Below are 24021 nucleotides of genomic sequence, written 5' to 3'. Positions count from 1 at the left end.
ACGATGGCTATCAGGTGTTGGTCACCTGGACCGTCGTAGACACCGTCACCGTGCCCACTGGGTTGTCTACCGCCGCCGCAATCGCGACATTGCCAGCCGTCGTGCCCACGAAGTTGAATTGAGCCCAGCCCTGATCGTTAGTGTAGGTCTGCTCCCGCGGGTTGCCATTGACCATCCATCTCACCAAAATCCCCTCCACCGGCGTCGTCAGCCCCTTGACCACCTGTACCCTGATCGCCGATGGCCGGCCTACCCGGATAGAAACGGGCGACGCGTAGATACCGCGCAATAACACCGTGGGCAACGGCTCCACACTGATGCGCTGTGTCTTGCTCCCTGGCAGGCCGGACGCCAGTGAAGCCACCAGATCAAGCTCACCGGCGGGGCGCGTCTCAAAAGTTATCAGTGCGATGCCGCCAGTGCCGGAGGTGGAAACCGGCAGTGCCTGCCCCGCAAAACTCCAATTGATCCTTATGCCTTGCAATGGTTTGCCACTGACCGATTCAAGCACCAGTGCCCGGGCGGTCACCTTATAACCGGTGAAGCTATGGATTCTGTCACAGACAAGGGCGTCGATGACCGGCACTATCACCTGATCCAAACCCAGCAGCGCCATGTCCCAACCACCCTCACCACCCTCCACCATGGCCACCACCGTGTTCTCCTGTTCGACGACCAGCGTAAAGTCCAACCAGGCAAACCCGTCGGCATCGGTCAAACCAGACGGTAAGCGTGAACCGTTCAACTCCCACATCACACTCACGCCTTGCAGCGGTTCGCCGGTGCGGCTGGAGGCCACCTTGATCCGTACGCGCGCAGGCTCCTGCTCGGTGGCGGCCAGTTCAATCAACTCAACGATTTTGCGTGGTTCGTTCAGGGTGAAGTCCAGGGTGGTCGACTCCGAGTACAGCGCATCCCCAACCGTCGCCGTCAACTGCGCCACGCCCGGTTGCGTCGGAATGAAGTTGATCTTCGCCACACCATAGAAATCCGTCACGGATGTCACTTCACCAAGACCAGGACTGCGCCAGGTCACGGCCAAACCCGCCATCGGCTTGCCACTGATCGCCGATACCACCGTGACCTGTTCCACCAGCGTCTGTCCCCAGTCCAGTGTCTGGGTCACCTGGCTGCTTACCCGGAACTTGACCACCTGAATCCCTGACCCAAGCGACATGGCATTGGCCGGGGACAACCGGGCAAGTCGGCTGGCGGCCAGGCGCAGGGCAAACGCACCGTCCTTCACATCGCCGACCACGAAGCCGTATCGCAGGCCAACACTGGAAAACCGGCGCGCCGTCCCGAGCGCATTCATGGGATCAAAACGAATACCCAGTTCCGCCGGCCCGGTGCCGGTCAACCCCAGCACCAGATCCTGATCGAACAAAGGACTGCTGTCGGCCGCCATGACCTCAAGCTCGTGATTACCTTTGCGGCGCGGGAAACTGGTTTTCCTGCCCCAGGGTACTGGCGGCTGACCGTCAAAGCTGACCGTCACCCCTTCCCAGGGATCGCTTGCAAGCACGGTGACCATCATCGAACGTTTGTCTTCGTAACCGTCGTAAGGACTGACGAGCACAGCCTCTATCGGCTGCTGCCGCGCGACCGTGGGCGCAAAGGCGAAACCGGACCAACCTTCGGCGTCGGTTTTCACCTCAGTGGATTGCTCACCCGCCAGCCATTTCACGCTGACCTGTTCAACCGCGCGGTCGGTGAAATGGGAAAAAGCCCGGATCCATATCCAGACGGGTTCCTGGCCTACTACCGGATCCACCGCCGTCTCACGCCACGCCTCAATCCTGACTTTGTTGTGTGCCAGGATCATCTCGTTAGCGGTCGCTCGCAGACCCAACTGCGGCAGTTCCGGTGCCAGGGCAAATATGCCCGGCGCCGCACTGGCGGTGAAGTCCAAAGACCAGCGCGTGCCGCCGTCGCCGAACACCTGCGACTGCGCCAGCGGCGGATTGACACTCGCCCCCAATTGCTCGGGCGACATTCCCGTCCATGCCAGCGTCGTCGAAAGCCCCACCAGCGGACTCAGCGCATGGGGCAAAAGACTGAACCGATGCACCGCCCCCAGGCACGGATAGAGCGCCTGATCGCCAGGCGCCGCAGCGACCTGATCCAAGATCAGGCTCGCCTCCTCAGCCAGATCGGTTGCGATCAGACGCCCAAACAGATCCCGATCCGAGGCCAACCGCGTACTGCTCAATGTCAGCTCAAACAGGCTGCTGACACTGGCTGGAAGCGAAGATGCCAACGTCCACTCCAGGCCTGTGGCGGTCAGAGTCCGGGGGGTTCCGATGTCGCTCGCCACCAGCCCGATGGCCGTTGGCGTACCCCGCCAGTTCAGGGTGACAGGCTGGCCGATCAAGGTGCTGCCCGCCAACGGCTCGATTCTCAGTTGATGAGAACGACCACGCCAGCAAAGCAGGCCCAGCACCACCCGATCGACCTCGACGTTATCCAGCAGGATCCTGACCTCACTCTTCCATGGACTGGAGGCCAGGGCTTTGACATTGAAGGCATGCTCGACCGCCACGGCTTCTTCATGCGCACGGACACGAGCGGTGACCACCAGATCCCCGTCGCTCCCGGGCGTGTACTGCAAACTGGCCCAACCACCGGTCCCGGTGGTGACGGTCGGCATCGGACCCTCGGGGGTTATCCAGTCGACCAGGGCATTGACCACAGGGTCGCCGTCGCCGCTGACCAGCACATGCACCGCCTGAATCCGCAGCAGCACGTTTTCGTTTTCATCCACCACCGGAAACTTGTTGGCCTCACGCCACTCGCCAATGCGCACCAGATTGCGTGCCAGCGACATGGTTTTTTTTGGCGACGACAACTTCAGCTTCGAGCAAACCATCCACAGTTCGAAACGACCGTCGAGGTGATCCTCACTGGTCAGTGTCCAGAGCAGGTCGCGGCCATTGACCGGCACCGCCGATCCCAGCGCCGGGTTGACGGCGACGCCTAACTGTTCGGCGGAATCGCCACTCCAATACAGATGCATCTCGCTACCCGACAACAGATGGTCGGCCGGCAGCCTCACCTGGAGCGGATAACCGCTGCCGCGATTGGGGTAGCCGGTCTTTTCCTTCCAGCGTGTCTCGACACCTTCGACAACGGACAACAACGTGTTCCACGGATCGGTCGCCAACACTCGCACCGGCAGTGTGGTTGAAACATTACCGCTGGCGTAATAGGGACTGGCGACCGTCGCTTCGATGGTGAAGTCCCCCGCCGCCATCGGCACATACTCGAAGTACGCCCAGCCATCCTCATCCGTCAGGCTCGCGCCTTGGACGCCCTGCCCGACCACCGCCCAGCTCACCGCGCGCCCGTCGAGTGTCTGACCGGTATAGAACGACGCCACCTGAACCCCCAGGCTTACGGTTTGCCCGTATTCCAGCACCGGGTAATAAGCGGCCTCCAGCTCTTCACGGAACACCAGACGATGGTGGCCCAGCGACACCGCGATCGGGTAAGGCTCGGCGGTGTACTGGTTGACCAATTGCATCGTGAACAGATGCGGGCCTTCATCATCGAACCATGGTGTATACATCGTCCACGCTGACTCCAGCGGATGATCCACGCCCCAATCCGGCTCCGAACGAATGACGCCCCGGGGGTTGTCGTCAACGGTCAAGGCCGCTTGGGTGCCCAGCCATGGATGGTCCGGCACCGGCACAAACGCCAAACGATGCGGCGAAACGATGGGCGCCCCCAGGCACAACGGCAGCACGCCGGTCGCCGGCAACACCTCTTCATCCAGCTTCAGCGTTTGCAGCACCATCGGTGGCAAATGCAGGGCCAGGTGGATTCGAGTGATGCACACCGACACATTGCCGGTTCCACCCGTCGGGCTGTAAACCCTCAAGCGAATCGAGTCCTGGCTTTGCAGCGGCAGGTCCAGCGGGACTTCGTACACGATCGGCAAAAACGCCAGCGGTTGCCCGTCCAGCAGACGCGCCCGGTCCTCTTCCTCGTGCCGCGCCTGGCCGAGTCGCAACGCGACTTCCTGATTGTTCTCGGGCTGGTCGACCATCTCGATCAACAACCGGCCGGTCCCGCTGTACCGCACCTCGCACAGAAAGCTGAGCACATACCGGGCCTCGGCACCCAGTGCCTTGGGAACCTTGACCACCTGACTGACCGACGCGCCGTTACCGACCCGGAGAAAACGGGTCATCTGCCCCTGATACATTTCCTCGGCAAGGCTGACCTCTCGTGTATTGGCCGGATGCTTGGTCCAGTTGTCGGTGGCCTGACTGAAATCACCATTGACCACCAGATTGAAATTGGCCTGAACGACGGGATCACGCATGACCGCTTTCTCCTCTACCTGTACGTTTCAGTTCGGGGGTTTCAGCCATGTTCACGAGGTTTTCCACGGCGAGCCTGAAGCTCGGCTCGCCGCCCTTGGCGCTGTAGCAGATACGCACAATGACGTCGGTCACAGTGCTCAGCGTCGCGATTTGCGACTCTCTTTTCGGCCAGGGGAAATTCAGCTGCCAGCGCGACACTGCCCCTGTGTTTTCGAACGGATTAAGCAAGCCTTCATCAGGTTTGATGGCCGTCATGCCGTTGTCGGCAATCCCCACCGACAATGCGATCTGTTGCCCGCTGCGCAAGTTGAAGTGCACATCGGCCGGCGCCACCGCATCTTCAGGCCAAAGCAAGTACTCGGCTGAATGGGCCGACGCTTTAGTGGCGGTCATGCTGCCAATCTGCTGCAAGGTCGCACGTACATCTTCGTAAGGCCCGAGCAGCACCGGCAGGTCGACCTCGACGGAATTGATCAGCCGGCAGTAGTCGCCGGGATGCTCGCGGTCGAACAGCAACTGCGTCAGCTTGAACTCCAGGACGCCGGTGTCTTGCAACTTCGCCAGCGCCGCGGTCCAGTTGGCATGCACCGGTTGTGGATCGCTGGCGTCGTCGAACAATCGCCGCAGGGAAACGGTCTTGACCCGTTCCAGACGACGCTCGTGGCTTTGTAAATGCGTGCGTTCCATGCGCAACAGGTACTCGCGCAAGTGTTCACCGGCCGTCAATCCATAACGGTTGTCGAGCCACACCTGGGGCATGGCCGGGGTTGAATCGTAATCTCCGGTTTCAGCGCTCAGGGAGGCCTGGGCGCTCAGGCAAAGGCTGACCACCGCGTCGTAAGCCTGGTAGTGCAAGGCCTTGAGCTGGCCCAGCAGCCAGCCGTACAGTTCCGCGTTGGTCGCGCGTTTTTTCAGGAAGTTGTACACCGTCAGCGCTTGAGCATTACCGCGCAGCGTCTGATCGAGGCTCGACCTGGCCGCATCGATCGCGATCTGCTGCGCGGTAATCTGTTCGTCGATGGCCAGCGTCTCCGCCCGGGCCTGGTTACGCTGCAGTTCCCATTCGCGACGGCGCAGTCGATAGCTTTCGGTGACAGCTTGCTTGTCGGCATCGATTTGCACCGCTGCCGAGGCGAGTTCCAGGCCATAACCCACGGCGTAGGCAATGGAACCAGGGCGGTGGCCGCCATTGGCCACGCCAAAAATGTTCGGAAGGGCGTCGATTGCCGCACCCACGGTCTGAAGTGCGGTCGACGCCACGTGCAGTTGTTTGGCCGTCTGCAGGCTTTCCATGACCTCGTATTCCACCGCGCTGACGTTTTCCTCATACCAGCGGGCATAGGTGTCGGCGCGCTCCTGCACCGTGGCGCGGCTTTGGCGCAACGCAGTCATAGACGCCTCCATCTGGGCGATGCCTTGCTGCTGAACCGTACGTGCGTAATCCCCCAGTTCCACCAGATGGTTCTGTTGCATTTCCTCCTGTTCAGCCCGGTCCCTTTGTTCAAGCAGGCGTAGCACTTGGCTGCCGTAGTCTTGCAATGCCTGCACAGCGCGTATCGCGACCTCGAATGTCACACGCCAATGAAAGGCGCCCACCACTAGGCGTCCGCCCATCGGTCGTGGTCCACCGACGCCACCGGCCGCCAGGGCACGCAATAATTGGTTGGGATCGGTCGGCGGGCTGAACAGCGGGATATTCAGCGGTTTGCCATCCAGGGTCAGGTTGTTGCGCAAGGTATTCAAACGCCGACCCGGCAGATCGAACAGGTCCAGCAACGGCTCGTTGATCGGCGTTTTGAATGGCCGGTTAGCCAGCAGACCGAGCAAGGGTGCTGCGGGCGCTGAAGGCGGAATATCGGCCAGGGAAATATCGAGGGTTTTCTCGAACTGCTCCAGCGCCGGACGCGTGCTGCTGTAAGCCAGCAGTTGTTCGACCGTGTGTGTTTCCCAGTCCGTGACCGTCCTCGCCACTGGTGCCTTGCCCATCAGAAATTCGGCCTGCACATAGCACAACTTGGCCGCGACCAGACTGTCCCGGGTAAGTTGACGGTAATACCAGTCGCCCCAGGCAATCAGGTTTTTCACGTATTCGACGAACACCAGAATCCGCAAGTGCCGGGGCGCCGAGTAGCCGATGGCATCCGGATCGAGCGGCAATTGGGTTTCACAACCCAGGTTGCCGTCGCTGACCAACGGCCGACAGCGCCAATACGCCGGTTTGTCAGTGACTTGCGGCGGATTGGATACCGCGTCGGCCGTGGCACGCGGGTCGAACAGGTAATGCAGCCAGTTCTGCGCTTCCTGATAGCGATCCTCGGCACGCAAGCGTGTGGCGACCAGGTGCGGCAGGTGAAAGGACAGCTCCCAGAAATACAAACCATTGGCCCCGCTGTAGGCACCGTTCGGTTCGTCGAGGGCGGCGGAATCGGGTGGAGGTTCCGCCAGGAACTGCGTATCCCAGTCAAGGACGGCATCCACCGAAACATTCGCGCGCTGCACCAGCTCAGGCCCGAACAAGGAGTTGAGGCGAGCATGGGCCAGAGTGCCGGGCTGTTTGAAGGCGATGAATTGCGCGGCGTTGGCGGTGTTTTTTTCCAGGGCCGCTGGTACGAACCAGGGAAGGCCGCTCATCTCCAAGGTAAATGTCGTGGTGCCGTAGGTCGGGGTGCCGGCCAATGTGAACCGTGGATTGGCGTCAAACGCAGCCGTCCGTTCGAGCAGCATCCAAGGCGTCACCCAGCCGCCGGCACTCGAAGCGTTCAGGTTGACCGACTTGGGATCGCCGCCAGACGGGTTCAGCAACGTCAACGTGAACGTGGCATTCGCAGGGGCCAGCGACGTGGGCTTGCACACACCTCTGACCACCAACCGATTCGTGTCACTGCCGCTGATATACAACACCTGCACACCGTAATAGCTCGTCATTGAACCAGCCGCAGTGACCTCGGCGCTGGCCGTCGGCTGGTTCTGCGCGAACAGTGGATGCTGCACGGCCAAGGCATCGGTGAAGCGATAAAGCGCCAGGTATGTCAGCCAGGTGCCGTCGTCTCCCGGCACGGGACGCATCAGCGCGTCGCGCGTCACGTAAACGTCTGAATGAGGGGCTTCGCACACCAGCATCACGCCCAACGTGCCTTTGGGCTGCCGTCCATCGACCGCTACCGTCGCAATCAACCGGCACTCGGCGGACAAATCTTGCGAAGGCTCGCCGGTATGCAGATTCAACGGTGCCGACCACTGGCCGTTCTGGGTCATGAACGCCAGATTGATCTCAAGCTTGTAGGGCAAGCGTACGATTGACTGGCCGTCGAGCACCTCGACAATCCGGTCACGCCACTGCGCCCACACCACACACAGGCGTCCGCCCCAAAACACAGGGCGAATGTCCAGCACATCATCGCCCGTGCCGATCTCCACCGGTTGCCACTCCCCCCACGCCACCGGGTTGATGGCGGTACAGTCGGGCACCAATTCAATCTCGGCCCTACGCCAGAAGTACTGGAACGGTGGCACACGCTGACGGCCAATAAAGTAATAATCGGCACGGGTGGGCGTGGCCCCGTCCATGTAACCGCTGAGCACATCCAGGTTGCAGGTTTGTTCGAAGGCTTGCAGGTAGTTTTGCAAGGCCCGTTGCACTGAGTCACTGTTGAGACGCGTCTGGTTCAGATCGTTTTCAAGCCCCTTGAACAGGCCGGTCTTGCGCTGACGCACAAACGGGTTGATGAAGTCCTCCGGGTAGAACCCGATTTGTGTCACCGCCGCCCAGTCCGGATAGTTGTTGTACAGCTGCCAGAGTTGCAGGCCCTCTTCCCAACGTTGCAGTTGCTCGGGCGTGAACGGCTGTTGACCATAGCCCGGCTCCAGCTGGCGATAAGCCGCATGAATAAATTGTTGGGCGCAACTGGTTGCCTCGGCCACCCGGGAACTCTGCACCGTAAAACTGTCCAGCGGATCCAGGCGCAGGAATTCGAACAGATCCCCCGGCGTCCTCAGGAAGTTGAACTTGCCCAAGCCGGTTTTGCCGACTTGTCCGATGCAGAACTCAACCAGTGCCAAACGACGCTTTTCCAGCAGACCGCCGATGTTGTGCTGTGCCATGTTCCTTGCTCCTGTGCCCGTCGGGCGCAAACCGTCATCCAGCCGTGTCATTCGGCATCAGGACGGGCAAATGTGATGGGGTCGAACACCACGAAAACCTCCGCACTCTCGATGAGCACCCTGACGATGAAGCGCCCACCGTCGGCGCTGGAGACAAAGGCCCGCGTCAGGCCCTGCTGATTGCTGCGCCCCTGTGCCGGCCGGATGGTCGCGGAACCCGTCGTGCCGCTGAACGGTTCCACAAACCAGAGCACCAACTGATCTTTGCCAAGGTTGTTGTACTGATCCATCAGGGTGCCGTAACACTCGACTTCCCGGCCCGTCGCAACCGGATCCGTCGGTACCAGCGACATGGACGCCGACAGCATCGTCAGGGTTCTCACGTCGGCGATGATGTTGATGGTCGGGGCATACACGGGCTCCATCAGGTCCAGCCAGAACAGCGGAGCCTCCGTCCCCATGACCTTGCCCGCATACGCGGCCTTGACCTGGCCTCTTTCGTCGGTCGCCTGCGTTGCGATCGTGCCGAGGCTAGCCTGCCAGTAAACATTCACATGCGGCACAACCGTGCCGCCAGGGTCTGTGAGCGTTACGGTAAAGATGATTTCGTCGTCCGGATTGTTGGCAACCACCTCGGTCTTATCCACAGTGCAGGTCAGCATGACGATGGGCTCGGGCACCTCGTCGTTGTAGGCCGCCATCGGAGCACGGGTTTCGGTGAGGCTGAGCAAAGCACTTTCAGCGGCGAGCCGGTACGCCTCTTTATTGACCGTCTCATTGACCGTCAATGGCAGATTGCCCACCCGGAAAATCGTCAAGGCGTCCATGCCGGTGTGCCGGGACAGCACCCGGATGCGCATCAACAGGTCCAGTTGAGTCAGGTTTTTCAACAGGCGTTTTTCGGGGTCGATATGCATGACGCACGCTCGCACCTCCTCAACGCTCCAGTCGAAAAACGCGGCGAGGCGGATCGAGGCCGCCTTCTGCGCGAGCCCCAGCGCTTCATCGGAAATCGGATCCGGCAGGGAGTTGACCTCGCGCAGGTAGTCCAGCAGTTTCCCCGCCGGCTGCTCACCGAGTTCAAAGGCCCGGGTCAGTGCCGTCAGGTAATAAAGGGTGCGCACCGAAAAAGCCTGCCGGTCGTCCTGGCCCAGCCACGCCGTGTAGCCATATTGCAAATAGTCCTGCAGCAGCGCGGCACTCAGGTCGAGTTGCAAGACGACGTTGCTGCGTCGCCGTACATCAGCCAGCAAGGTGAGCGCGGGATCCGGTTCGTTACTCAACGTACCCGCCAACTCGCGCTCGACCCTTTCTTGCACTTGGCGCAGCAATTGGTAGACCGAACTGTTTGCCCAGATCAGCACTTGGGATGCCCGCTCGGCATCAAGGCCTGTGTAAACCGCCAGGCATTCCTTGACCACCGACGCCTGGGCATCCCGGGCCAGCAACAGAACCGTAAGCATCCTTTCCACAATAACCGCCCGCACCGAGGCGTCTTCCTCACCGAGACCATCGTGAACCGCTTTATCCAGTTCTTCGCGGGCGAACGTCAGGTACTCGGCATCAGTGCCGGCAAACCCCATCAACAATCCGGAGGTATCGATCAGTATCGTCAGCAAGTCCAGCCAGTCGGCCCCCACCAGCGGCGGCACACCCACCATCAAAAATGCGCTCTGAGTGAGCAGCGCGGCGGGCAACAGATTGCCCGCCTGCTCAAACAACTGGAGTTCCTTCTCGGAGGCCACTGCCAACGCTGCCGGTGGTGACACCTGTTGCAACATCCACAGCACAGGCAACTCGCGATCCCGGCACCAGCCCACGCAAGCATGCAAGGCATAAATGAGGTTCAGCACATCGGGAACGGTGTCGCTGCCAGGGGTCGCCTTGATCGTCGGGACGCCCGCCAGGCCCTTGACCCAGTTTTCGCCACCCAACAGGGTCAGCATCAGCACGCCCTCAACCGGTGTGATGCCCAGTAGGCGCGGCAACTTCACCAACCGGTAGAACGCGGAAATGATCGCCGGGCTGCGCAGCAACGTGGTGGTGCGGTTATGCGCCGGGGCAATCGCCAGGGCCAGGTATTGGTAGGTCTTGAGGTCGATGCCCAGGCCGCTGCATAGGCGGATGATCGTCAGATCCGTGGCCCCCGGCGCCGGGACGATCGGGAACTCTGCGTTATCCAGCATCAGGGGTTCGCGATAGTCGCCCTGGTTATTGAACACCTGGTCGAACTGCGACAACCCATCGCCCCGCCCGTAGATCCCGACTTCATCGATAAACACCGCGAAGTCATGCGCGGTGCAACCGTAGCGCTCGCGCAATGACTGAAACAGGCCCAGGGCATGGACCGTGGAAGCGGTTATCTGCCATGTGTTTGTGGTGCCGCGCTTTTCGGCCGTCATCGCCGCCACCAGCAGCGCGTCCACCTGTTCACTGGGTAGCTCCAGCCATTGATCCAGGCGCAGCTTGCGGTTCATTCGGTCATAACGGGCAAATGCGCTAGCCGGATCCGCGCTCAAGCGGTGGAACGCCCCGCCCGCCTCGCTGTAATTAATGGTGATCGCCGGAGAGGCGCCGCCATTGAGGTAAACCGAGCCAGAACGATCGCTTTCTGCCGTCGGCAATGGCGGCTGATACACCGTGACATTGGCCGAGCGGGTCGGGGCGAAATCACGCACCGACAGCAGCGCCTCGACGCCCCGGGCATCAAGCTTGGTACGCTCACCGAAAAACAGCACTTGATTGAGGTTTTGCCAGGACACATCCCCTGCGCCGAAATTGCGCAGGTAAAAGGCATCCCTCCCCGCCGAGACCACCAAAGGCTCAGTCAACAAAGTCCGCTGATAAGGCCCCAACCGCGAGGCGTGGGCCAAGGCCCGTTTTGCATCGTTGGCCCAGGCCTGGGGCTGGAGGAAATAAGGAGAAGACACATCCACCAGATGGGTAACGTTACCCACCGACAAACCGTGATGACGCGCGACCGCGTCCAGCGTGACCCAGTGCTGGTAATAAGGCAGCCCATTAGGGTAGCGGGCCTCGATCATGGCTAGTTCCAGATCGGGCGTAGCGTTCTCGCCTTTGATGAAGGTCTCCAGCACCGAGACGATGATGTCCACCGCGGAAACCGATTGGTGCACCGCGTTGAAATCGATGCGCAACGGCTTCAGATCTTTGCGACGATCATGCAAGCGCAACTTTTGGTCCGAGCCGAGCGGTTCGATGCGGTCACGGATCCAGCGCAACAGCTCCACCAGATACGCCACGGGCGACGTTTCCGACTCCAGAGCGTCAGGCGGGCACAATTGGTCAAAGTTGGGGGTGAACAAACGCTCATAGTTCGGCCCCTCAACCAATGACAATAGCCCGCTGGCCGGTGTGCCGGCATGTTCCCCGGAGGCTGTCAGACTGTGCTCGATAAACTGGCGACGCACATACACGGCCAGGCTGTTAGCCCGGCGCAAGAATTGCTGCGCCTCCTCACGGCCCAATCCGTAATCGCGCACCAGCCCGTGCACGCCCTGCTCTACCAGAGGAAAGATCGATCCGCCCTGCTCGATGTAAGCCGACAGGCTGGCATGGCTGGCGCGTTGCTCCTCACTGAAGACCTGTTCAAACAATTGCTGGATAGGACGATTTCGGGAGTCAGCCATGACCAGGTTCCTTGATGGGTATAAACGCCCGAACCGAAGTCTGGGCATTCATCTTGTAGTGCCAATCTGCGCGAGAGGGCCGAAGTCGTCTACTGTCATAACTGACAGTAGAAGTGTCCGTTTATCGGGTAATGGCGCTCACGGCGAGGGTGGGCCGAGGACTTCAAAACGGCCGCTCTCACCCCAGTCGGAAATCGTCGAGGCATCAGCCCTATCGATGATGGTCTGCTTGAACCGACACCAATTACCGCCCGCCGGCAGCGCCCGCACCGCCAGCCCTTGCCAGCCTTGCGCACTGACAGAAAGGTTCGGCGCCCATGACTGTTCGGGGTTGAACCAGCTCACCAACTGGCCGATGCCCGCTCGGCCTTGACCGCTGAAGGCGACCGGATCACTGACCCAGCGTCCCGCCTGCGGCGAATCGATGATGGGCATATAGCTGCCGAGCACTACAGGCCGTCGGGCGGAACGATCTGACTCAAACCCGTCAAGCGAGGCCACCACGACCAGCACTTGCGCGCCGCCGGGTTGCGTGAGCGTCGCGGACACCGACCAGGTGCGGTCCTCCAGCACAGCAGCGCTGCCGAGCCTGTTCTCGCCCAGGAGAATGGTGACCGTGTCCCCCGGCACACCGAACCCGGACACCACGGTCGAACGGCCAATATGCCCACCCTCGACCGGTGTTTCGATATAGGGCGCAACGGGCACCACGTTGCATGTCAATAACGGGCCGTCGTTGGAAACCACTTGCCCGATGGCCTGCCTGGCCCGCAACTTCGTTACCCCGACGGGTAATGTGACCGGCCCTTCCCAGTGGCCAGCGGGATTGACGGTGACACCTGTGAGCAAAAAATCATCGCGACCATCCAGCCACACCTCGACTTTTGCACCGGGCAAACCCTCACCGGAAATCGTCGATACCCGCGGCAAATCACTACCCGGCCGCGGCGTGGTGAAGAGCGGAGGCATCAACACCACATAAAAAGGGACGGATTCACTGCGCTCCGAAGGCCGACCGTCGAGGGTCTGCTGTGCGTCCAGGATTCGTCGGCCGAACGCAAGGTTCTTGAGCTCGACGGACCAGTCGCCATCGCTGTCCAGCTGTTTGGCCGCCCCTGCGTTGATGCCGTCGATACGAAGCTGAAGTGATGCTCCGGCCACGCCTTGCCGGCCGGTGACGTTCAGGTCGAGCTCCACCTCGATCTCCCTCATGGGATAGGTGATGATGGGTTTGAGCAGCGTTCGGCTCACCTCGAACGTTCGCGTGGTCGGCGGTGAAGTTTGCTGCGCCGCGACCTGGGTGACGGTCACCGTATGGGTCACGTTGGGGGCGAATGAGCCGGCACGGCGAAAGGTCCAGGTGCCCCCCGTCACCGTTGCCGTTTCAACCATGCTCGGGTTATCGCTGAAAGCCAGGTTGACAACCGCCCCCGACTGCCAACAGTTGCCCGTAAAAGTGGGTGATAACCCGTCAGGTACCACGTCTGTGATCTGCGGCGCCAGCGGCGGGATGGTCACCTTTATTTCAATCCAACTGGGGGACTCCTGTCCGTTCAGCGCCTGCCTGAGGTGCACAAGTCTTTCGAACACTGGCCCCCAGACAGCAATTGCCTGGCTCGACCAGCGCCCGTTCACCACCGGGGTATCCGGCGCCGCTATCGCCCCACCCGGGATCCTGACCATCACGGTAGCGCCGGTCACGCCGTTGCCGGAAAACGTCGGTGTGTAATCCCGCGTGTAGGTCACATTGGTGGGATCGGGTACTGGCTTAAGCTCCGGTGGAAGGATGGGGAAAGTAAAGATGAGGTCCTGCGAAGGGATCCAGCCGCCGGCGTTATCGGAAACCTTCTGGATCGCCGAATAGAAATAAATTCCGGGCGCCCAGGCTGCAGTGGTGAGCTGCCAGGCTCCGTTGACAACTGGTACCTCTGGTAACTTTTTGTTCTCCGGCCCACTGATGTAGGTGAGCGCCAACGTGGCCCCGTCGTAGCCCGCCCCCGAAAATTTCGCAGCCTGGTTGGGCAACGGCTCCACGTTAACTTGGGTCAGTTTGGGTGGCCGGATTTTGAAGGCGCGCGGGACGCTGCGATCCGAGGTGTACGAGGAGTGTTTTTGCAGCACCGTCAGGCTTCGGGTACCAGGGATCAAACCGCTGATGGCGACGTTCCAACTGCCATTTGACGTTACCTTGCCGTTACCGATCAGGGTGTTTGTCAGGTCCAGATATACAACAACGTCTGCGTTGGCCAGCCCGCCGGTGCCGCTCAGGGTAAAGGCCGTATCTTGTTCAGCCGTGGTGCCGGTGATGGTCAAGGGGAACAGGCCAAAGGCAGAAACCGCAGAGGCCCAAGTACGTGTCTTGCCATCCTTGCGCTGTTTGGCCGTCAGCTGGAAAGCCCCCTGAGGCAAATCCCGGGAGGGGGTTACTTTCCAGGTTTTGTTCTCCTGTACGCTCACCGTGCCGTAGACGGTCGTCCCATCTCCGCTCTTGTGGATATCGACCTGAGCACCGGCAACGCCTGTGCCTGAAATCTCGAGTCTGGGGACTTTTATAAAACCATTGTCGGGCAGCGGGGCGATAACAGGGATGGCCAGCAGGTTGTAAATGAAGCCAGTAGACACATTGCTGGACTCCACCGCTGCCGGAAGCCACATTCTGACTTCGAACTCAAAGGCACCGTCGGGCAAATCCCGCGTAAGGGGCAATGCCCAAGTGCGGTCATCGTTGACGATCGCAATTTGGCTTAAATAATCAATCGACGACGAGAACACCTTTACAGCCCTTACCAGACAACCTGGCTCGCCAGTGCCTCTGAGCGTAGGCCTGACAACATCCTGCGCCTGATTCGAAACATGCGATGTGATGACCGGCGGCGTTGCAACTTCAAACCAGCCGGAGTCGTACCAGTCAGACTCGCCGCCACTTTTGAGCTTGAACTGATAGAGAAAATAAGCACTTGCACGGCTCGTCACCCAAGCGGGCGTGGGCATGTTCCAATCCGTTGTAAACGGAACGACATTTGGCTGCAGCCAATGCACGCGCTCACCGACAAACCGATTGGTCCCTGCGCTGGAGACGTAGAGGTGCAACTTGACGGTTTCATCATTGACGCTGTGAAAGTCCGGCCCCCTGACGATAAACCCGTTCCGGCTGACAAGCGCCCCCTGCCGTGGCGCATTGAGGAGCCGCAGTGCGCCCTGGATGCCGGTGGTGTCGCTGGTATTAACGGGTTCGGGCAGTTCGGGTTGATCCGACATTCTAGAGTCCTCCAACGTCAGGCATCACGGGCCTGTGCATTGAAGTCATTTAAATCCGGGAATTGCCTGTTCCGATACCTGTAAAAACTGACAGTCCCGACGAATGGTCCTACGGACTTTTCCCACGCTTTTTGAGGCCTACGAAGCCTTGCGCCTTTGCCTACAGCTGCGCCAGAATCGGCCGGCTTGTGCACTTTTGGCCTGCCCCGTAATTTGATCCGTATCGCTGATTCGCAGCGATCGGGTTTAGTCGCCCGGCGGTGGTACGAAGTTGCACATTTCTCCAGACGGTCGGGATGTCCCTATCCCCCTTCCTGAACGTTATGGTGGCTGTGCACAGGGCGCCCTCGGGCGCGCCGGAATTTCGTATCTTCGCCGGTCGACTAACCTGTGTTCAGCCGCCACCCCTTCGTTTAGTCGCGAGTCGGTGGCAGCTCCACGGAGATATGACTATGTTCAAAGCCACACCCAATCCGCCGAAAACGGACTCGTTTTCGGCCACCCTCGATGCAAAGAAATTCCGCGAGGCTGCCGACCGCGCCCTCGACCATTACCTCAAACCCAATTCTCACCACTTGCACGCGCCAAAGGATCGAGCCATGCAGATGTTCACCGTCTCCCCTAAAGCCAATCCCCAGGCCATTACCATCCAGACCTACGAAACCTTTTCTTCGGTCAACATCCTGCTGCTCGACCTGGCCGAAAGCCTGGAAGACAAGCCACGGCACCTGGCGATGGCGATTTATCAGTTGAGTGAGATGGGGTTGTTGTTGGTGGAGAAGACGCTGGAAAGTGAGCCGGCGGTGACTGGGGTCTAGCCTTTAGATTTAAGTTGGTTCTACTGACGCCATCGCGAGCAAGCTCGCTCCCACAGGGGATCGGGGCTGGTCACACAGGTTGTGATCAACACAAAACCACTGTGGGAGCGAGCTTGCTCGCGATGGCAATAGTAGCAACACCACACCCCTCAGGCCGAAGCAGGCAACGGCTGAAAACTGAAGTACTGGCGCAACGCACTCACCAGTTGCCCATACTCCGGCGGTGCCCGTTGCACACTGAACCCGGCGTCATAGTGGTGAGGGGTCGCGTCTTCATGGCACCACAGACAACTGGCTCGCAAGTCGATGACCTGCATGCAGCCTTCGCTGGCGGGGATTTTCAGGCGCAAGTCGAAGTCAGCGCCAATCATCATCGGCAACTGACTGATGAGCATCATCCCGTCTTCTGAAACATTGCCCAGAAAACCAATGGGTTTGTCGGTGACGCTGTTGAACACTTTCAGAAAATACGGCAGTTGATGCCGCTCGATCCGGCGGTCGGTAAACATGCTGAATTCGCTACGCAAGGCTCTTAAGCAGAGCCGCACTAATGCTTCGGAACGGGCCTTCTGCTCTTTATACAGGCAGGATGTGCACGCTCTCCCCACTTCCGGTGTGACAGTCCATGCAAGCCGCCGCCACGTCTACCGCTGCCAGTCGCAGGTGTTACGTCGGTTTAGAGGCAAGGCTCCAACACCGATTTATTCGACTATAGCTCACCCTATACAGCCAGGCAGACTTTGTATGAGATCTATCATCAGAAGCGAGTCGGCCGCACCACCGCTGCTGCGCTGCGGGTCGGATAGTGGCCCAGCGACTCCAGAGTCTCCAGCCGCGCACGGGCACGGTAGGCGTATTCACTTTGCGGATACGAAGCGATGATGTACTGGTAGGTTTGCGCTGCGTCGATAAACAGCTTCTGCCGTTCCAGGCACTGGCCGCGCATCATCGACACTTCCGGTCGCACATAAGGCCGGGCACGGCTGGCGCGGTCGACCTTGGACAGTTCGAGCATCACCTGCTCGCAATTGCCGCGGTCATAGGCGCTGTAGGCATTATTCAAATGATGGTTCATCGACCAACGGGTGCAGCCCGTGACGCTGAGGGCACTGATGGCAAGGGCGGCAATGAGCACGAATCGCATGGGGGTTCTCCTGTCTTGAGCTCTGTATCGACCCGTTGGCGGAAATCTTCAGGAATGTTCGTTTAAAGAAAGAAACGAATAAGTAGTGCACATGAACAATGACTACAACCAGAGAGCATAGTAGCCTCACTCAGCGCTTGAACTCAGGAGTCTATGCATGTCCGTCCGTCGCACCAAAATCGTCGCTACCCTTGGCCCGGCCAGTAACTCGCCGGAAGTTCTCGAACAGCTGATTCTGGCTGGCCTGGACGTCGCCCGCCTGAACTTCTCCCACGGCACCCCCGACGAGCACAAGGCTCGCGCGAAGCTGGTGCGTGACCTCGCCGCCAAGCACGGCCGTTTCGTTGCCCTGCTGGGCGACCTGCAAGGCCCGAAAATCCGTATCGCCAAATTTGCCGGCAAGAAGATCGAGCTGAAGATCGGTGATCAGTTCACCTTCTCCACCAGCCATCCGCTGACCGAAGGCAACCAGCAAGTGGTCGGCATCGACTACCCGGACCTGGTCAAGGACTGCGGCGTAGGCGACGAGCTGCTGCTCGACGACGGCCGCGTAGTGATGCGCGTCGATACCGCCACCGCCACCGAACTGAACTGCACCGTGCTGATCGGCGGTCCGCTGTCGGACCACAAAGGCATCAACCGTCGCGGCGGTGGCCTGACCGCTCCAGCCCTGACTGAAAAAGACAAGGCCGACATCAAGCTCGCCGCCGAAATGGAAGTCGACTACCTCGCCGTGTCCTTCCCGCGCGACGCCGCCGACATGGAATACGCCCGTCAACTGCGCGACGAGGCCGGCGGTACTGCTTGGCTGGTGGCGAAGATTGAACGCGCTGAAGCCGTGGCTGACGACGACACCCTCGATGCGCTGATCAAGGCTTCCGACGCGGTGATGGTTGCCCGTGGTGACCTGGGCGTGGAAATCGGCGACGCCGAGCTGGTGGGCATCCAGAAGAAAATCATTCTGCACGCACGCCGCCACAACAAGGCTGTGATCGTCGCGACCCAGATGATGGAGTCGATGATCCAGAACCCGATGCCGACCCGCGCCGAGGTCTCCGACGTGGCCAACGCCGTGCTCGACTACACCGACGCCGTGATGCTCTCGGCCGAAAGTGCTGCTGGCCTGTACCCGCTGGAAGCCGTGCAAGCGATGGCGCGTATCTGCGTCGGCGCTGAAAAGCACCCGACCAGCAAGACCTCCAGCCACCGCATCGGCAAGGTCTTCGAAAGCTGCGACCAGTCCATCGCCCTCGCGGCCATGTACACCGCCAACCACTTCCCGGGCGTGAAGGCGATCATCGCCCTGACCGAAAGTGGCTACACGCCGCTGATCATGTCGCGCATCCGTTCGTCGGTGCCGATCTACGCGTTCTCCCCGCACCGCGAAACCCAGGCCCGCGCGGCCATGTTCCGTGGCGTCTACACCGTACCGTTCGACCCGGCCTCGCTGCCGCCTGAGCAGGTTAGCCAGGCCGCAGTGGACGAGTTGCTCAAGCGCGGCGTAGTCGAGCAAGGCGACTGGGTCATCCTGACCAAGGGCGACAGCTACCACACCATCGGCGGCACCAACGGCATGAAAATCCTGCACGTTGGCGACCCGATGGTCTGAGTGACCGGTTGTTGAAAGTCAAAAGCCCCGCCATGTGAATGGCGGGGCTTTTTGGTTTCTGATCCTGGGGATGTGTTGTCTGGGTTGACGCCTTCGCGAGCAAGCTCGCTCCCACAGGGGTTTTGCGGGGGGACACAAAATGTGGAAACACCCCAATCAACTGTGGGAGCGAGCTTGCTCGCGAAGGCGCCAGCCCGACCACCACACATTCAATGCCGGTTAATAAACCCCGACAACGCCGCCATCGCTTCCGGCGAGCGCAGCCGTTGGGTGAACAGCGCGCCCTCCTCCTCGATCACCTGGCGGATCAGTTCCCGATCCGGGGCTTTCATCAATTGCTTGCTGATGCGCACCGCTTCGATCGGCAACGCTTCAAACTTCAACGCCATCTCTCGCGCCTTGGCCAATGCCGCTTCGCCACTGCCCAGCGCTTCGGTGGCAATCCCCCAAGCCGCTGCTTGTTCCCCCGTGAATCCTTCGCCGAGCAACAATAATTCCGCAGCTTTGGCTTGGCCAAGCAAACGCGGCAGGATCAGGCTGGAGCCAAACTCCGGGCATAACCCGAGATTGACGAACGGCATGCGCAACCGCGCATCGCGGCTGACGTAGACCAGATCGCAATGCAGCAACAGCGTCGTGCCGATCCCCACCGCCGGGCCGGCCACGGCGGCGATCACCGGTTTGCTGAATTCGAGCAGGTTGAGCATGAAGTGAAACACCGGGCTGTCGAGGCTGCTCGGTGGCTGCTGGATGAAGTCGGCGATGTCGTTGCCGGCGGTGAAGCATTCGCTGCTGCCAGTGATCAGCACCGCGTTGATTTCCGGATCGCTGTCGGCCTGTTTCAGCGCTTCGGCCAAGCGGCTGTACATGGCGCGGGTCAGGGCGTTTTTCTTGTCCGGGCGATTGAGGCGCAGCGTCAGCAGACCGCGCTCGCGTTCAAGTTGGATGGCTTCGGTCATGGGCACTCTCGCGTCATTAAACGATCAGCGCTCAACCACGCGGCAGGAAGACGTCGGCCAGCAGTTGATTGCGCGGCAGTCCCGACAGGTACAGGCGCTTGGCGAAGGCGTCGACACTGTCGGGGGCACCGCAGAGTAAGGCCAGGGTTTGCCGGGAGACAAGCCGCAGTTGCGCCAACGCCTGCGGCAACTCGGCCGGGGTCCAGAGTTCGACCGAGAGGTTTTCCCGGCCAACGGCCATGGCTTGCAGGGGTTTGGCCAAATAATGCTCGCTGGCGTCATGGGCCAGGTGAATGACGCGGATGGCGCCCTGGTGATCCTGGCGCAAGGCTTCGCGCAAGATGCCGAACAATGGCCCCAGACCGGTGCCGGCCGCCATCAGCCACAGCGGTCGGGTGTGCCAGTCGGCGTCGTAATGCAGGGCACCGCCGCGCAGTTCGCCGAGACGGATTGCATCGCCAATCTGCAACTGGCGCGCTGCGTCGCTGAATTCGCCGGGCTGGCGGCAATCGAGGTGAAACTCCAGGAAGCGGTCTTCATCCGGCAGGCTGGCCAGGGAATACGGCCGCGCCACGTTGCCGGCCCATAACACCAAGTGCTGGCCGGCGCCGTAGCGCAATGGGCGTTGGGTGATCAGGCGCAGCCGCAATACGTTGGCGCTGAGCCAGTCGACAGCGGCGACCTCGGCCGGGCTTCCGTCCCGTTGCGGGTCGAAAGTGTGCACCTGCAAGTCCTCGACCACCGAACACTGACAGGCCAGACGCCAGCCTTGCTGACGCTGCTCCGCGCTCAAGGCATCGGGGCGACTGTCGTTGGGCAAACCTTGCACGCATTGCACCAGGCACGCATGGCAACTGCCGGCGCGGCAACTGTAAGGCACCGCCACGCCGTTCTGATTCAAGGCATCGAGCAGGTTGCTGCCTGCCGCCACCGACCACTGGCGTTCGTCGACCCGCAACTCAGGCATCGACGTTCTCCCAGGCCGCCGCGCAACGATTGCGCCCGTCGCGCTTGGCGCGGTACAGCGCCTGGTCAGCCCGTTGCAAGGCGTCGTCGAGGTCGTCCCCCAGTTCCAGCAAAGTCATGCCGGCGGACAGGCTGAGGTTGCTCACGTCCAGGCCGAACAACTCGACATCGGTAAAAGCAATGCGCAGCCGCTCGCAACAGGACGTCAGGCGTTCGGCGTCACAGTAAGGCAGCAACACCACGAATTCTTCGCCGCCGTAACGGGCCAACACATCGCCCTCGCGCAGACAGGCCGTGGCCACTCCGGCGAAGGCTTGCAACACCTGATCGCCGGCGGCATGCCCGTGCACATCGTTGATGCGCTTGAAGTGATCGAGGTCGATCAGCGCCAGGCCATGCACCACGCCAGGTTCCATGGCGTTGAGCTCGCGCGAGGCCAGGCGCAGGAAGTGGCGGCGGTTGAACAGCCCGGTGAGTTCGTCGGTGGCGACCAAGTCTTCGAGCTGACGCATCATCCCGCGCAGGGTGTCCTGATGCGCCTGCAAGGCAAAGCGTCGCTGGCGCATGAGTTGGCGCGAGGCCTGGACGTAACGGGCGTAGAGCACCAGCCACACCAGCACGATAAACAGCACACATACCTGTAACAACGACAGGGCCGGGTCGGACAACTGGAAGTGGTAGCCCTCCCACAGCGTGATGGCGCTGAAACTGAAGAACACCAGCAACGCACACCGCACAAAGGCACGGCGTGACAGATGGAACAGGCCGAACAGCAGAATCAATATGTAGAAGACCAGAAACGCGCCACGGGCCTCGTCCAGATGCGCGATCAGCCAGGTTTGCCAACCGAGGCCCAGCAATACCTGCACTTCGGTCAGGCTGGGGTCGGCAAAACGCAGGTTGCAACCGCTGTAGAACACCGCAAACAACGCCGCCTGACTGATGACCACCAACGCACTGCCGACGGCAACGCCGGCCAGGGGCACATCGTAGTGACCGGTGAAAAACGCCAGCCACAGCAGCAGCAATGCCAGGGCATAGGTGCCGGCCGCGAGGGCAAAACGTTTGAGCAACAGGCGCTGGATGGCGTTATGGGTCAATCGATGACTCACCGAAGAAAAAGAGGCTGAAAGAGAATCCTACTCTACAGGCCGATTGCCACTTTAGTGGCGCGACCGGTAAATGACCATTCAATTTTGGGAGCGGAAAAATGGCGTCAGAACACTGACTGACATCCCCCTGTCCGACCGTATATTTCCCTTGGTAGGAGCTGTCGAGAGAAACGAGGCTGCGATCTTTTGATCTTAAAAAATCAAATCAAAATCAAAAGATCGCAGCCTCGTTTCACTCGACAGCTCCTACACAGCTCCTACACAGCTCCTACAGGGAACCGTGCTTACCGTATGCGACCAACGATTGACTGTCGGCGGGTGTGCCCGGAACCGAGGCGCGTTATACTGCCGCGCCTTTTTAGCGTCGCGCCAGCAGCCCCGGCGTGCCTTGTAAAGGTGCTTGCAACCGACCGATGCACCCAAGCTGCAAGCACCTTATTGAATGTTCCCGTCTTTTAGAGGAGCGCGACTCATGACCGTGATCAAGCAAGACGACCTGATTCAGAGCGTTGCCGACGCCCTGCAGTTCATTTCTTATTACCACCCCGTGGATTTCATCCAGGCGATGCACGAAGCCTACCTGCGCGAAGAATCGCCAGCGGCCCGCGACTCGATGGCGCAAATCCTGATCAACTCGCGCATGTGCGCCACCGGCCACCGCCCGATCTGCCAGGACACCGGCATCGTCACCGTGTTTGTCCGTGTGGGCATGGACGTGCGTTGGGATGGCGCCACCATGAGCCTGGACGACATGATCAACCAAGGCGTGCGCCAGGCTTACAACCTGCCGGAAAACGTCCTGCGTGCCTCGATCCTCGCCGACCCGGCGGGCGCTCGTAAAAACACCAAGGACAACACCCCGGCCGTTATCCACTACTCCATCGTTCCGGGTAACACCGTGGAAGTGGACGTGGCGGCGAAGGGCGGCGGTTCCGAGAACAAGTCGAAAATGGCCATGCTCAACCCGTCCGACTCGATCGTCGACTGGGTTCTGAAAACCGTTCCGACCATGGGCGCCGGCTGGTGCCCACCGGGCATGCTCGGCATCGGCATCGGCGGCACCGCCGAGAAAGCCGCGGTGATGGCCAAGGAAGTGTTGATGGAATCCATCGACATTCACGAGCTGAAAAAGCGCGGCCCGTCCAACCGTATCGAAGAGATGCGCCTGGAGCTGTTCGAGAAGGTCAACCAACTGGGCATCGGCGCCCAGGGCCTGGGTGGCCTGACCACCGTGCTCGACGTGAAGATCATGGATTACCCGACCCACGCCGCTTCGTTGCCGGTGTGCATGATCCCGAACTGCGCCGCCACCCGTCACGCGCACTTCGTGCTCGACGGTTCCGGCCCGGCCTCGCTGGAAGCGCCACCGCTGGACGCCTACCCGGAAATCGTCTGGGAAGCCGGCCCGTCGGCCCGTCGCGTCAACCTCGACACCCTGACCCCGGAAGACGTGCAGAGCTGGAAGCCGGGCGAAACTGTCCTGCTCAACGGCAAGATGCTCACCGGTCGCGACGCCGCGCACAAACGCATGGTCGAGATGCTGAACAAAGGTGAAACCCTGCCGGTGGACCTGAAAGGTCGCTTCATCTACTACGTCGGCCCGGTTGATCCGGTACGCGAAGAAGTGGTTGGCCCTGCCGGTCCGACCACCGCCACGCGGATGGACAAGTTCACCCGTCAGATCCTCGAGCAAACCGGCCTGCTGGGCATGATCGGCAAATCCGAGCGCGGCCCGACCGCGATCGAAGCGATCAAGGACCACAAAGCCGTGTACCTGATGGCAGTCGGCGGCGCGGCTTACCTGGTGGCGCAAGCGATCAAGAAATCCCGCGTCGTGGCGTTCGCCGAACTGGGGATGGAAGCCATCTACGAGTTCGACGTGAAAGACATGCCGGTGACCGTTGCGGTTGATAGCAAAGGCGAGTCGGTACACATCACCGGTCCTGCCATCTGGCAGCAAAAGATCAGTGAAAGCCTGGCAGTAGAAGTGCAGTAAGCGCTTCCCCTTCCAGACACGGCCGGGTCATCTCCCCAGATGACCCGGCCGTTTTTTTTGCCGATTAATTATTGAAA

Annotated in this window: 12 protein-coding genes; 3 read left to right on the top strand and 9 right to left on the bottom strand. The window is 60.7% G+C overall.

Going from position 1 to position 24021, the window contains the following annotated elements:
• Nucleotides 1–10: 10 nt before the first annotated feature.
• From NK667_RS02045 to NK667_RS02030, 4 genes are all read right to left on the bottom strand, one after another.
• On the bottom strand, nucleotides 11–4330 hold the full coding sequence (locus NK667_RS02045; protein ID WP_054613712.1) for an Ig-like domain-containing protein: 4320 nt from the start codon (nucleotides 4328–4330) through the stop codon (nucleotides 11–13).
• Nucleotides 4323–8432 carry a Tc toxin subunit A-related protein gene (locus tag NK667_RS02040; protein WP_054613711.1) on the bottom strand — a complete coding sequence of 1370 codons (4110 nt, stop codon included), beginning with the start codon at nucleotides 8430–8432 and terminating at the stop codon, nucleotides 4323–4325. Before NK667_RS02040 ends, NK667_RS02045 begins: the two co-directional genes overlap by 8 nt.
• Before the next feature lie 47 nt (nucleotides 8433–8479).
• Complete coding sequence (locus NK667_RS02035; protein ID WP_054613710.1) at nucleotides 8480–12082, bottom strand: Tc toxin subunit A; 3603 nt, start codon at nucleotides 12080–12082, stop codon at nucleotides 8480–8482.
• Between the two features lie 138 nt (nucleotides 12083–12220).
• Entirely contained in the window at nucleotides 12221–15340 is a 3120-nt protein-coding gene (locus NK667_RS02030; RefSeq protein ID WP_236708549.1) for an Ig-like domain-containing protein, read from the bottom strand.
• Between the two features lie 452 nt (nucleotides 15341–15792).
• Between NK667_RS02030 and NK667_RS02025 the strand changes: the two genes are divergently transcribed.
• A complete protein-coding gene (locus NK667_RS02025; RefSeq protein ID WP_054613709.1) occupies nucleotides 15793–16158 on the top strand; it encodes a DUF6124 family protein in 366 nt (121 codons plus the stop codon).
• A 149-nt stretch (nucleotides 16159–16307) separates the two neighbouring features.
• On the opposite strand, the gene NK667_RS02020 is transcribed toward NK667_RS02025, so the two are convergent.
• Complete coding sequence (locus tag NK667_RS02020; RefSeq protein ID WP_054613708.1) at nucleotides 16308–16667, bottom strand: PilZ domain-containing protein; 360 nt, start codon at nucleotides 16665–16667, stop codon at nucleotides 16308–16310.
• Nucleotides 16668–16915: 248 nt separating this feature from the next.
• Entirely contained in the window at nucleotides 16916–17302 is a 387-nt protein-coding gene (locus tag NK667_RS02015; RefSeq protein WP_054045064.1) for a tetratricopeptide repeat protein, read from the bottom strand.
• 157 nt (nucleotides 17303–17459) lie between these two features.
• Here NK667_RS02015 and pyk point away from each other — a divergent pair, with 157 nt between their 5' ends.
• A complete protein-coding gene (pyk, locus tag NK667_RS02010; protein ID WP_054045066.1) occupies nucleotides 17460–18911 on the top strand; it encodes a pyruvate kinase in 1452 nt (483 codons plus the stop codon).
• A 209-nt stretch (nucleotides 18912–19120) separates the two neighbouring features.
• Here pyk and NK667_RS02005 read toward each other — a convergent pair whose 3' ends face one another.
• Genes NK667_RS02005 through NK667_RS01995 form a run of 3 tightly spaced genes read right to left on the bottom strand, consistent with a single transcriptional unit; the run spans nucleotide 19121 to nucleotide 21936 of the window.
• Complete coding sequence (locus tag NK667_RS02005; protein ID WP_054613707.1) at nucleotides 19121–19870, bottom strand: enoyl-CoA hydratase; 750 nt, start codon at nucleotides 19868–19870, stop codon at nucleotides 19121–19123.
• 31 nt (nucleotides 19871–19901) lie between these two features.
• Nucleotides 19902–20837, bottom strand: coding sequence for an iron-sulfur-binding ferredoxin reductase (locus NK667_RS02000; RefSeq protein ID WP_054613706.1), 936 nt, complete (start codon nucleotides 20835–20837; stop codon nucleotides 19902–19904).
• Nucleotides 20830–21936, bottom strand: a complete 1107-nt coding sequence (locus tag NK667_RS01995; protein WP_054613705.1) for a GGDEF domain-containing protein — start codon at nucleotides 21934–21936, stop codon at nucleotides 20830–20832. Before NK667_RS01995 ends, NK667_RS02000 begins: the two co-directional genes overlap by 8 nt.
• A gap of 484 nt (nucleotides 21937–22420) precedes the next feature.
• Here NK667_RS01995 and NK667_RS01990 point away from each other — a divergent pair, with 484 nt between their 5' ends.
• Nucleotides 22421–23944 (top strand): fumarate hydratase, encoded by a 1524-nt coding sequence (locus NK667_RS01990; RefSeq protein WP_054045073.1) that lies wholly within the window; start codon nucleotides 22421–22423, stop codon nucleotides 23942–23944.
• Nucleotides 23945–24021: the final 77 nt, after the last annotated feature.

This window comes from Pseudomonas nunensis, from assembly GCF_024296925.1.
GTDB classification, from domain to species: Bacteria; Pseudomonadota; Gammaproteobacteria; order Pseudomonadales; family Pseudomonadaceae; genus Aquipseudomonas; species Aquipseudomonas nunensis.
The sequence above is the reverse complement of the archived record's forward strand: the minus strand, read 5'-3'. Positions and strand labels throughout refer to the sequence as shown.